The following is a 10938-nucleotide window of genomic DNA, read 5'->3' as shown; positions in this document are numbered from 1 at the left end:
GAAAACCCGGATTCACCGGACAATGGGAAATCCGGATAGGCACCGATCACCTGCCCTGGTTCATCCCCCCACCAGGCATCGACCCCGACCAAAAACCCCGCCGCTCCACCACCCGGCGCTGAACCCGGAGGTCACCGAGCACACGCCTCGGTGACCCATTCCGGCGTGCTTCGATAGCCGGAAAGGGCTGCGCTGCGTTCGCTATTGCTAGCGTTGAGGATGTGTATGCACAGGGACCCGATGCGTTGACGGTAAACGGCCAACCGACACTTCAGCACATAGATTTCACTGTCTTGGATTCTTTTCGATTTCCCGACGGGCAGGGCTTCCCCGATTCATATCGCACATTCATCAGACACGCTGGCTGGGCACGGACCTTCGGACTCTGGCTCATCTATCCGCCCGTCCTTCCCGGATTTGCCGACGGCTGGCAAGGGCGTGCCCGCAACCTCACCGCTCATCTTCATTCCGTCTACAAAGACGGACGGGACGACGAGTTCGATTGGATGGTCGAACCCGACGGCGATTGGTCGCTCCCCGACTCGCTGCAGGTTTTCGGATGGAGCGAGAACGGCGACGCTCTGCTGTGGGACACTACATCCCGCGGCGCCGACGGGGAGTTTCCGGTTTGGGAATCGCGCTCGTTCAACTCCCTCCACCGCCTCGGCGGGAGCTTCCACGAAGCACTACCGTCCATTCGCACCCGGGCTCTGGGCCTGTTCGGACCTCACACCTTCGACATCGAACCTCTCCAGGCAAACGCGCTCTGATCTACGCGTCCGGTCACTGATCGACAGTGAAGTCCCGGGCGATCCTCAGAGGTGCACCGCGCTCAGTTTCTACGTCGACAGTGACGGTGTAGGCGCCAGGGTCGTAAATAGGGGTGTTGGTACCGAAGGCTCCACCCCCTTGGCAGATGTTGAATCCGGTGTCGTCGTAGCGCGCGATTTCTGTTCCTGCGCTGTTGGTAATTCGCGCGTGACCTCGGCAGTATCCGAGGTCGCTGCCTTCTGGTCGGTTCAACTTCCAGTGGTAATTGACGTCTACGTAGAATCGACCGTTGTTCTTGTGAACGTCCGAAATCTCGTAATGATCTGGCCCACGAGTGAATCCGAATCCGTTCGGGGTGATCTTCGTGATCAGTTCGAGAGTGGCGCCAGTATTGTTCGGCGACGGCGCAGTCGAGGTCGCGCGGGCAGGTCCGGTACTCTTCAGGGTGTATTCGAGGTGATTGTCACCATTGAATTCGCCGGCGATTCCCGTGATATTGGCCATCAACTGGCTCGGGAGCGTGGTGAACAGAGACGTCACGACACTCATCTTGTGCAGAATCCGACCTTGGCTGTTGCCCACTGCGCCTGTCGCCCCGGCAAGTCCACATTGAGCGAGATCGCCGAGTGCCTTGGTGAATTCGCCGACGTTGGCTTTACTCGGGTCAGTCAAACTTTCGTACACCGTCACCAAACAGTCGTAGGCAGATTTGGTCGTCTGAAATGCATCGACCAACTCGTCTCCTTCGATCCCGTACATGTCGAGACCGGTAAGAATCGTCTCCAATTGTAATGCGGCGGCGTCGACATCAAGGCGGACGACTCCCGTGGTCGTGCCGGCAGGTAACACCAGCGTGCCGTTGCCTTTCGGGGTCAACAGTCCCGATTTCCCGCCACCCAAACTGGATCGAAGCAATACCGCAAGTTGATCAGTCCCTTTCAACGGCCCTTGATTCACGAATTGGCCGGTCGGTTGAGAATTGACTTCGTAATATTGTGCGGATTTCGTCGCAAAGTCGACGGCAATCCCTTCCTCAGCAGCGCGGAGGCAAGCAGAAACTACCCCCGGCTTAGAGGGAGTGAGCGTATATTGCGTGCCTGCTAGTTCGAGTTCGCTTTTCTCAGAGCATAATTCATCGGTTTCTCCTGAACTCGCCGCCCATACCTGAGTGAATGAGTCGGTGAGCACTTGCCCAACGTCGGTAAGGAGGACTTGGAAACTGCTGAGGTGAGTGGTGGTGGTCGTCACGGATTTCGACACCGCGTTCCATTCGGCAGGAAGCAAGTCACTACTGGCAGGATCATCGGAGTTGACCGCGACGATCGGTCGAACAGAATCGCTGATCTGTCGGACGATCTCGGGTTGTCCGGACAAGTCGAAGGTCAACGTGATCGGCGTCTTGGGCTGTAGTCCATTTCCGAGAGTGAGCTGCGCCGGGGTTGTCGAGACCAACTCTGCAGGAAAGACTTTACGGTTCGTCCCGACGCCACTCGAGAGTGTGAGCGTGGTCCCGATGTCCGCGATTCCCGCGGGCGCTGTTGCAGTGACACCGATCTGACCGATCTTCCCGCTAACCGATACACCGTTCTCGCCGACTTCAGCCTCGACAGGTCCATCACCTGCCGAGGTGTCGACAGTTGTAGCCACGGGCACAGCTGCGGTCACGGGAGTGTCGGACGAACTACATGAAAGCAGCGGGAGACACAGCGCCGCCACCACGAATACCGCGACTGACTGGGCCGAAGGGTTTTTCACCGGTAGAACCTCCTGAATTTTCGCTCCCGAGCAGGGGCAGGCCACCGACAGGGCGAACTCAGAGAGTTCTAACACGACTTCGGACTGAGTATCTGTAGTCCATCCAACGGACACCGTGGCAGTCAGTAGCATTTCCAGCACAGTAGCGATGGTTACATATTTCTGTTAACGTTGTTTACATGAGTTCGAGGGCAAAGATTCTGGCCGCAGCGACCGAGCTGCTCAACACGTCCCCCAACGGCGACATCTCCACCCGCGCTGTATGCGAGATGGCCGGCGTCGGCGCCCCCGCGCTCTACCGCCAGTTCGGCGACAAGGACGGACTGCTCGCAGCCGTCGTCGACGCAGGATTCGCCGAATACCTCGAGGGCAAACGCGCTGCGACGCCGTCCGGCGACCCTGTCGCCGACCTACGGGCCGGCTGGGATGCGCATACAGCCTTCGCGCTCGCACATCCCGCTCACTACCGGCTGATGCACTCACCTTCCGCCCAGAGCGCCGACACCGCCCTGCAGGCCCAGGCGCTACTTCGATCAGTTCTCGAACGATGCGCTGCGGCAGGCGTTCTGACCGTGTCCGTCGATGTCGCCACCCAGATGGTGATGTCGGCGAATGTCGGGGTTGCTCTGATGCTCGTCGTCAGGCCGGAACAGTACCCCGATCCGACGCTGTCACAGCGAGTTCGCGACGGAATCATCGCGTCCATCATCGACGAGTCCGACGCCCACCCGGACGCCTCACTCAACAGAGTTGCATCGACTCTCGACGCCCAACTGGCCGGCGTGGATTCAACTTCCCTCTCCACCAACGAAGTTGGCCTGCTGCGCGAGTGGCTCCGCAGGCTGTCCGATGCACCCGAAACCAGATCAGGAGTTACATCATGACTGACACCACCACCCGCGTAGCCATCGTCACCGGAGCTTCCGGCGGCATCGGGCGAGCGACTGCAGAAAAGCTCGCCGCCGACGGAATGGCTGTCGCCGTTCACTATTCGGGAAATCTTCAGCGCGCTCAGCAAACAGTTGACTCCATTGTCACAGCGGGCGGACGCGCCATTGCGGTACACGCCGACGTCGCCGACGAAGGTGAAGTCGCGGCCCTGTTCGATACGGTCGAGGAGGAGTTCGGGGGCATCGACGTCGTCGTCCACGCAGCCGGAATCATGATCCTCTCCACCGTCGCCGAACTGAACTTCGACGATTTCGATCGGATGCATCGGACCAACGTCCGAGGGACTTTCGTGGTCGACCAGCAGGCAGCCAGACGTGTCCGGCGCGGCGGTGCGATCATCAATTTCTCCACCTCCGTGAAGAAGTTGGCGTTTCCGACTTACGCCGCGTACGCCGCCACCAAAGGTGCCGTCGACGCGATCACCCTGGTTCTCGCGAAAGAGCTACGCGGACGCGACATCACGGTCAACGCCGTAGCCCCGGGACCCACAGCGACCGATTTGTTCCTGGACGGGAAAGACGAAGCAACAGTGGAGAACCTGTCCAAACTGGCTCCCTTGGAGCGGCTCGGCACACCGGTGGACATCGCGGAGGCTGTCGCGTTCCTCGCCGGCCCAGCTCGTTGGGTCAACGGCCAGGTCATTTACGTCAACGGCGGCGTGATCTAGCGCAGCCGTCCACGAAGGACTACACCTTGGCAATTCCGACAAAACAGTCAAACCAGTCGACTTTGGTTGTAATGTGCAAACAATGGAAAACCAGGATCGAGGGTCCGCCCGGACGTCACGACGACAGTTCATCAGCGTTGCAGGACTGGCGGCAACCGCCGTCATAACCCTCGCGACCTCCTCGACCGCCAGCGCCGCCGGCCCCACGGCACCCAATCCAGGTTCGCGGGTCGGCGATCCTGCAGAAGCCCAAGCGGTACAGCGCGTCGCAGAGACACTGCTGAACAGCGGAGTCCCCGGCCTTGCCTTCGCCATCGTCAAACCGGATGAGAAGAACCGCAAAGCGAGTGTCACCACTACGTACCACTACGGCCAGGCCGACGTCGAAAACGGCGTGAGAGTCACTCCACGAACGCAATTCGAGATCGCCTCGGAGACCAAGACCTTCACCGCTGCACTACTGGCGAAACTGATCGCTCGGGGAGAAGTCGGATTGGACGACCTGGCGAGCAAGTATTCGGACGGCAACCCGCTGCCAAAAGGCAGCGGTGGCGAGGAGATCACGCTTCGCCAACTGGTCACCCACCGTTCCGGTCTGAGCGACGACCCACCCAATCTTTCGGCAGGGTGTGCCGATCCCACACAATCGTGCACGGACGAGAAAGCGAAGTACACGAGAGACATGCTCTGGGAAGGACTCCGGGCTCCCGGGGCCTTGGAGTTCGCCCCCGGTAGCCACTGGCTGTACTCGGACTTCGGGTTCGGACTACTCGGCACACTCATGGCAGACAAAATCATTCCGGGACAGGAGAAACCGCCCTTCGCGGCGGCAGTCGCCCGCGAAATCACCGACCCGCTCGGGATGATGGGTACCGTGATCGAGACCAAAGCCACGGACCTGGCCATCCCGTATTACCTCGACGGCACAAGAGCACCGCTGTGGAACAACACCGGAGCGATCGCCGGCGGCGGTGGCCTGGTCAGTACCGCTGACGATATGTCGATCTGGGCCGCAACAACTCTCGGCTATGGCAATAACCCACTCAAACCGGTGCTGACCTCGATGCTCGAGCAGATCGACACCCAAGCTCCGGAAAATCCGGCCTTCGGAATGGGAATGGCGTGGCAGCTCCAACCGGCGACGCCGAACTTTCCGCAACGGTTCGCCAAGAAGAACGGAGACAGCTCGGGATCCAACTGCATCACCCTGCTGGTGCCCGACAGTGGCTGGTCGATCACGATTCTGGCGAACGGCGGAAATGCGGCGATGATCGACCCCGCAGCAGTGAACCTGATGCATGATCTGGTTCCGAGACGACCGATATTCGGTAGTTCGACGGGAAGTTCGTCTGGCAGCGACGTCGGCTTCCAGACCGGGTCATTCGGATAGACCCACTTGCCTACGGGCGCTACATCTTCGTCGAGCGTGCCATCACGAAGCAGTAGAGCCCGTAGGTGATGATCCCCAATCCGGCAAGGATCAGCAGGGCCACTCCGTACGGCTGCGCGCCCAGGGTCTTGAACGCTCCGTCGAGCCCGGAGGACTTGCCAGGTTCGGAACTGTTGACCGCGAGAAGAACCAGAACGCCGACTGCAGCGATGGCCAAGCCTTTGGCGACGTACCCGACGGTTCCGAGTCGGCGCACGAAGTCACTCGGTGTGCCTTTCAGATCATCCAGGAAGTTCTGGCTCGCGCCCTTGTAAACGTGGTAGACGCCAACAGCGATGATTGCGATCCCGCCGAGCACCAATGCGATGGTCCCCAGGGTGTTCTCCATCAAACGCGCCGTGATTCCCGCACTCTGACCGCTGCTGGACTTCCCACTACCGCGAGCGAATCCGAATGCAGTGAAGGCAAAACCGAAATAGACGAGCGAAATGCCCAGAGCTTTCGCGCGGTTGAAGAACTCCTTCTTCTTGTCGTCCGAAGACGGCGACGACGAGCTTCCCAACGCAGCTTCGGCCAATCTCCACAACGCCATGGCAAGGAAGGCGACGACGCCGACCCACAGGGCGAAGACGCCCCCTGGCTTTCCTGCCAACTCGGCCATCGCACCCGATTGGTCCGCAGACCCGGATCCACCGAGAGCAAGGCGGATCGCGATATATCCGATCAGCAGATGAACGACACCGCTGACGACAAATCCTGCGCGGGCAAAGCGCTCGAAGACAGTGTTCTGTGCGACGTCAGCCGCCGTGGACGCGACGCTTTTCTGGTCCTGCGGTGACGATTCTTTGTTCATCATGATCGTCGAACCATATACGGACAGACGCTTCCCTCGAACGCCTGCGTCAAGTGTTTCGAGATCAAGGGTTTCGAGGGTTCTGATCCGGCGTCGACCGCGGTTCTTCGGGGTTGGGAACCTTGGGGTCGATCGTGTCTGCATGATCTCGTTGCTGGTTCAGTTCCTCGCGAGAACTCGTCGCCTCTTTCCGATGCTGCGCTGCATGATGTTGCAGCGCAGACGCTTCCGCCGCTTTGGCATCGGCCTCTGCCTGCACCATGCGCGCTTTGGCTGCCGTCTCTTCTGCCCGCGCCTCGCGCTCGCCTACTTGCAGCGACTTGTCTGCGACGTCTTCGCGGATCTGTTCTGCCTCGATGTGACGACGCTCGTCGCGCCTGTTTCGCGCCACCCACAGGAGTGCGGCCACGATCGCTATCACCACGACCACGGCAACAATTATCCAGATAATGCTGCTGGTACTCATACTGCGAGAGGTACCCACCTGCGGCTTTCTCACACGCAGGCAAACAAAGACGCCAAAATTACAGGTCGGTCGGATGCGTGTTGGCACCGCACAAAACGACGCACAGCTCACCGTCGGACGGCGGCGTCACCGTTCCGTTCAGAACCGGAACCAACGCTGCCGCGGTGCCCAACTCCACCAGAATCCGGAACTCCCGCCACAAGAATGCCCGAGCCTGTCGGATCGAATCATCGTCGACCACAACACTGTCTACCGAACTCTCCTGCAGCGTCTCCCAGGCGATGGCGCCAATTCGTGTGGCCCCCAATGAGTCGCCGGCAATGCTGTTCACTTCGATGTCTACCGGACGCCCCGCATCGAGCGAGGTGTGCAGGGTGGCAGCTCCGGTCGGCTCGACGGCTACCACGTGATCTTCGGGGCGAGCCGCCGCCACGATTCCGGAGACCAATCCACCACCACCGACCGCGATGCAATACGTGATCGGCCCGGACACCTCGTCTTCGATCTCGAGAGCGATGGTGCCGGCCCCACTGACGATGTCGGGCAGGTCGTAGGCGTGTAGTTCGAGCGCACCACTGGTGCGTGCGATGTCCGCAGCAGCGGCAGCAGCGAGTGCATACCGGTCGCCGACCTTGTGAACGGTTGCACCCAACTCCCCGAGTGCCTTCACCTTTGCTTCGGGCGCCGTCTCCGGCACCACCACTGTGCAGGTGAGTCCCCGCCGTCGTGCTGCCCACGCAGCGCCGATCGCAGCATTGCCGCCGGACGCGATCACCACGCCGGCATCGGGCATGGTGCCGTTGGCTACAGCTCGTTCCACTGCATTGAGACTGCCGCGCACCTTGAAGGAACCGCCGTGTTGGAGGTACTCGAGCTTGAACAGAACCGATACCTCACCGTGTGGCGTCGGCACCGCAGTTCGGAAGATCGGGGTTCGCCGCGCCAGCCCTGCGATACGAGTTCGCGCGGCTTCGACATCCGAGCGCTCAATTGCCAGTGGACCTGCATTGTTGTCGGCGGTGAGAGTCATACACCAACCCTACGGTTCGCAACTTCGACCCGAAGCAGTCGGCCTGCCGTCGTTGGAATGTCTGTTTTTCACCAAAGAGTGCCCGCATCTGACCGAGACAATGACCATCGGGGTGAATAAATTTACTACTACAAGAACAACAGCGTCATCAAGGAAAGGCACACCCCATGTCGAAGATCGCAGTATTCGGTGGAAACGGTTTTGCAGGAAGCGCAATCGCGAAGGAAGCCGCTTCACGCGGCCACGAGGTAACCGTCGTCGCTCGCAGCGCGCAGTCCGGAACCGAGACGAATGTCGTGCAGGGTTCTGTTCACGACAACACGATCGTGGAGCAGATCACGGCAGACAACGACGTCGTCGTCGTTGCCATCCCCGCTCGCGAGATCGACGGCAAGCGCCTGCTCGACGCCGTCACTCCCCTCGCAGATGCCGCAGCACGCAACGGCGCCCGCATTGCAGTGGTCGGTGGAGCCGGCAGCCTGTTGGTCGCCGAGGGCGGTCCGCGCGTCGTCGATACTCCCGATTTCCCGGACGCGTACAAGGGTGAGGCGCTCGCTCACGCCGACGTCCTCGACGCGCTCCGCGCAACTGACAGCAATGTCGACTGGTTCTACGTGAGCCCGGCCGCAGCATTCGGCGCCCATGCCGGCGTCGCTCCGAAGGGATCCTTTCAGGTGGGTGGCGACATTCTGCTGACGGACGCCGAGGGGAACTCCGCCATCGCGGGCGAAGATTACGCACACGCTTTCGTCGACGAGATCGAGACTCCGGCACACCGTCGCCAGCGTTTCACCGTCGCACACTGAACATGAGCAACCTTCGTAGGCGCGCAGCCTGGATGACCGTTCCCGCTGCCGCCGCCCTCCTGCTCACCGCGTGCTCCAACGACGCGGAATCCGCAACGCCCAGCAGTTCTACGACGTCCACGAGCGTTGTCGCCGAACAGGGCGATCAACTCGAATCAAACAAGACCATCGTCACGGATTTCTACGAACTGGCGTTCAACGGCCGTCAGGTTCAGCAAGCCGCAGACCGGTACCTTGGCGACGTCTACATCCAACACAATCCGACCGCCGCCGATGGGGCAGCCGGATTCGTGAGCGGCATAGGTGGTTACGTCGCGGCCACACCCGGATTGCATGTCGAGATCACTCGCGTTTTCGCCGAGGGCGATCTGGTTGCCCTCCAGTCTCACACCACGTCTGCTCCCGGCGACCGCGGCCAGGCCGTATTCGACATCTTCCGCGTCGACAACGGCAAGATCGTCGAACACTGGGATGCCATTCAAGACGTGCCGGAAACGTCCGCGAATCCGAACACGATGTTCGACGGACCCACCTCGTCGCCGTCCAGGACGTCAGAAGTTCTGGAGCGCAACACGGCCAACGCGTTGACGTTCCTGCAGCTCGCCTTCAACGAAGGCAAAGCCGCCGAGGCTGCCGACCAGTTGATCGGCCCGACCTACACGCAGCACAACCCCTCGTTCGCGGACGGTAGGGATGCGTTTGTCACGGCTCTGGCCGGGATCGAACCTGCTACCGGAGACAAGGCCACCACGTTTCCGCGAACGGTAGCCGAGGGCGACTTCGTCTTCGTTCAGACCTTCGCTTCGTCCGGTGAGGGAACGGCCGGCAGCGGCTCGATGGACATCTTCCGATTCGACGAGAACGGCAAGATCGTCGAACACTGGGACGCCGTCCAGGACTACCCGTCGACGACTGCAAGCGGCAACACCGTGTGGGACGACGGTCGCTGAGACGACAACTCCGCACAGTTCAGAGAGGGCTGCGCGATCAGCCGACGTTGATTCGTTCCAGATCGCCGTCGTAGTAGTCCAACAAGCGCTGATCCATCACCCGGCGCCACAGCGGTGGTATCCACGCGATCACGATCATCACTGCGTAGCCGGCCGGGAGTTGCGGGGCTTCGGCTGCGCTGCGCAGGCTTTGGTACCGCAACTTCGGGTTGGCGTGATGGTCGCTGTGCCGCTGCAGTTGGTAGAGAAACAGATTGCTCACGACGTGATCGCTGTTCCAACTGTCAGCGGGGCTGCAGCGAACGTACGAGCCGTCGGCACGCTTGCCGCGCAGCAGACCGTAATGCTCGAGGTAGTTCGCCGCTTCGAGGAAGGTGAATCCGGCAACTGCCTGCAGCAGGAGCCAGGGTGCAACCTCCCAACCGAAGATGCCGATCAGCGTCGCGAAGAGGACAACGCTCATCGCCCACGCGTTGAGGACGTTGTTCTCGAGGCTCCAGGTTCGCTTGCCTTTACGCTGGAGTCGAGCGCTCTCGATGCGCCAGGCAGAACGCAGTCCGCCGAACACACTTCGTGGCAAGAACCACCAAAAGCTCTCGCCGAACCGTGAGCTGGCGGGGTCCTGCGGGGTAGCTACACGCACATGGTGGCCGAAGTTGTGTTCGACGTAGAAGTGCCCGTACAGAGACTGTGCAAGCGCCACTTTCGCGAGCCACTGCTCGACCTTCTCGCTCTTGTGCCCGAGTTCGTGGGCCGCGTTGATACCGACGCCGGCGACTACGCCCACCGTGAACGACATCGCGATCTTCTCCGCGATTCCCATCGGAGCGTTGATCCAGCACCAGCAGGCGAAGACCAGACCGGCGTATTGCAAGGGGAGGAACGCGTAAGTGCACCAACGGTAGTAGCGGTCCTTCTGCAGCCCTGGGATCGCATCGTCCGGCGGACTTTCGCCGTCTTCACCGGCCAGCATGTCGATGATCGGGATGACGATGACCAGCAACCACGCACCGGTCGCCCAGAACAATCCGAGACGGAGGTTGTCGACGAGAAACCAGGAGATGAACGGGCTGAGTGGAATCAGCAATCCGAGCGGCCACAGGTACCTCTTGCGGTCGCGCCAGCGCGGATTTTCGCCGGACGGCGAGTCGGTGTTCTGGACAGCCTTCGATCCGGTATGCCGTGCGTCGGAAGTAGCTGTCATTCGCCGATCTCGCCTTTCATCCCCTCGAACGATTCGCCCCACGCACCGTTCACGCTCAGCAAACCACGACTCACGCGCTGACGGATGTGGCCGCG

General features: G+C 60.9%; 12 protein-coding genes. 7 read left to right on the top strand and 5 right to left on the bottom strand.

Going from position 1 to position 10938, the window contains the following annotated elements; genetic code table 11:
• The first annotated feature begins 293 nt into the window (after positions 1–293).
• Positions 294–770 carry a hypothetical protein gene (locus tag DBV08_RS16655; protein ID WP_124568144.1) on the top strand — a complete coding sequence of 159 codons (477 nt, stop codon included), beginning with the start codon at positions 294–296 and terminating at the stop codon, positions 768–770.
• Positions 771–783: 13 nt separating this feature from the next.
• Here the strand turns inward: DBV08_RS16655 and DBV08_RS16650 are convergent, their stop codons facing one another.
• On the bottom strand, positions 784–2019 hold the full coding sequence (locus tag DBV08_RS16650) for a hypothetical protein (RefSeq protein WP_124568143.1): 1236 nt from the start codon (positions 2017–2019) through the stop codon (positions 784–786).
• Here DBV08_RS16650 and DBV08_RS16645 point away from each other — a divergent pair.
• From DBV08_RS16645 to DBV08_RS16630, 4 genes are all read left to right on the top strand, one after another.
• The gene (locus DBV08_RS16645; protein ID WP_124568142.1) at positions 2009–2329 is read left to right on the top strand and encodes a hypothetical protein; all 321 of its coding nucleotides are present in this window, start codon (positions 2009–2011) and stop codon (positions 2327–2329) included. The two genes, DBV08_RS16650 and DBV08_RS16645, sit on opposite strands and share 11 nt — an antisense overlap.
• Before the next feature lie 376 nt (positions 2330–2705).
• Positions 2706–3410, top strand: coding sequence for a TetR/AcrR family transcriptional regulator (locus tag DBV08_RS16640; RefSeq protein ID WP_124568141.1), 705 nt, complete (start codon positions 2706–2708; stop codon positions 3408–3410).
• Positions 3407–4144 (top strand): SDR family oxidoreductase, encoded by a 738-nt coding sequence (locus DBV08_RS16635; protein ID WP_124568140.1) that lies wholly within the window; start codon positions 3407–3409, stop codon positions 4142–4144. The genes DBV08_RS16640 and DBV08_RS16635 overlap by 4 nt, the downstream gene beginning before the upstream one ends.
• 82 nt (positions 4145–4226) lie before the next feature.
• Positions 4227–5534 carry a serine hydrolase gene (locus DBV08_RS16630; RefSeq protein WP_124568139.1) on the top strand — a complete coding sequence of 436 codons (1308 nt, stop codon included), beginning with the start codon at positions 4227–4229 and terminating at the stop codon, positions 5532–5534.
• Between the two features lie 19 nt (positions 5535–5553).
• Here the strand turns inward: DBV08_RS16630 and DBV08_RS16625 are convergent, their stop codons facing one another.
• From DBV08_RS16625 to DBV08_RS16615, 3 genes are all read right to left on the bottom strand, one after another.
• Positions 5554–6390, bottom strand: coding sequence for a DUF1206 domain-containing protein (locus tag DBV08_RS16625; protein ID WP_124568138.1), 837 nt, complete (start codon positions 6388–6390; stop codon positions 5554–5556).
• A gap of 61 nt (positions 6391–6451) precedes the next feature.
• Complete coding sequence (locus tag DBV08_RS16620) at positions 6452–6853, bottom strand: hypothetical protein (RefSeq protein ID WP_020971062.1); 402 nt, start codon at positions 6851–6853, stop codon at positions 6452–6454.
• Between the two features lie 58 nt (positions 6854–6911).
• Entirely contained in the window at positions 6912–7883 is a 972-nt protein-coding gene (locus DBV08_RS16615; protein ID WP_124568137.1) for a serine/threonine dehydratase, read from the bottom strand.
• Between the two features lie 167 nt (positions 7884–8050).
• Between DBV08_RS16615 and DBV08_RS16610 the strand changes: the two genes are divergently transcribed.
• Both DBV08_RS16610 and DBV08_RS16605 read left to right on the top strand, forming a co-directional pair.
• The gene (locus DBV08_RS16610) at positions 8051–8689 is read left to right on the top strand and encodes an NAD(P)-dependent oxidoreductase (protein WP_124568136.1); all 639 of its coding nucleotides are present in this window, start codon (positions 8051–8053) and stop codon (positions 8687–8689) included.
• A 2-nt stretch (positions 8690–8691) separates the two neighbouring features.
• Complete coding sequence (locus DBV08_RS16605; RefSeq protein WP_124568135.1) at positions 8692–9639, top strand: nuclear transport factor 2 family protein; 948 nt, start codon at positions 8692–8694, stop codon at positions 9637–9639.
• 37 nt (positions 9640–9676) lie between these two features.
• Here the strand turns inward: DBV08_RS16605 and DBV08_RS16600 are convergent, their stop codons facing one another.
• Positions 9677–10843: an alkane 1-monooxygenase gene (locus DBV08_RS16600; protein WP_124568134.1), complete on the bottom strand. Its 1167-nt coding sequence runs from the start codon at positions 10841–10843 to the stop codon at positions 9677–9679.
• Between the last annotated feature and the right edge of the window lie 95 nt (positions 10844–10938).

The sequence above is a fragment of the Rhodococcus sp. KBW08 genome (assembly GCF_003852455.1).
Lineage (GTDB): Bacteria > Actinomycetota > Actinomycetes > Mycobacteriales > Mycobacteriaceae > Rhodococcus_F > Rhodococcus_F baikonurensis.
Note: the sequence above shows the minus strand (reverse complement) of the source record. Positions and strands in the feature narration are given on the sequence as shown.

Excerpts from the sequence above, each read along its gene's own strand:
- DBV08_RS16640 (WP_124568141.1), top strand. The coding sequence starts at position 2,706 with ATGAGTTCGAGGGCAAAGATTCTGGCCGCAGCGACCGAGCTGCTCAAC.
- DBV08_RS16605 (WP_124568135.1), top strand. The coding sequence starts at position 8,692 with ATGAGCAACCTTCGTAGGCGCGCAGCCTGGATGACCGTTCCCGCTGCC.
- DBV08_RS16620 (WP_020971062.1), bottom strand. The coding sequence starts at position 6,853 with ATGAGTACCAGCAGCATTATCTGGATAATTGTTGCCGTGGTCGTGGTG.
- DBV08_RS16600 (WP_124568134.1), bottom strand. The coding sequence starts at position 10,843 with ATGACAGCTACTTCCGACGCACGGCATACCGGATCGAAGGCTGTCCAG.
- DBV08_RS16625 (WP_124568138.1), bottom strand. The coding sequence starts at position 6,390 with ATGATGAACAAAGAATCGTCACCGCAGGACCAGAAAAGCGTCGCGTCC.
- DBV08_RS16630 (WP_124568139.1), top strand. The coding sequence starts at position 4,227 with ATGGAAAACCAGGATCGAGGGTCCGCCCGGACGTCACGACGACAGTTC.
- DBV08_RS16635 (WP_124568140.1), top strand. The coding sequence starts at position 3,407 with ATGACTGACACCACCACCCGCGTAGCCATCGTCACCGGAGCTTCCGGC.
- DBV08_RS16610 (WP_124568136.1), top strand. The coding sequence starts at position 8,051 with ATGTCGAAGATCGCAGTATTCGGTGGAAACGGTTTTGCAGGAAGCGCA.
- DBV08_RS16615 (WP_124568137.1), bottom strand. The coding sequence starts at position 7,883 with ATGACTCTCACCGCCGACAACAATGCAGGTCCACTGGCAATTGAGCGC.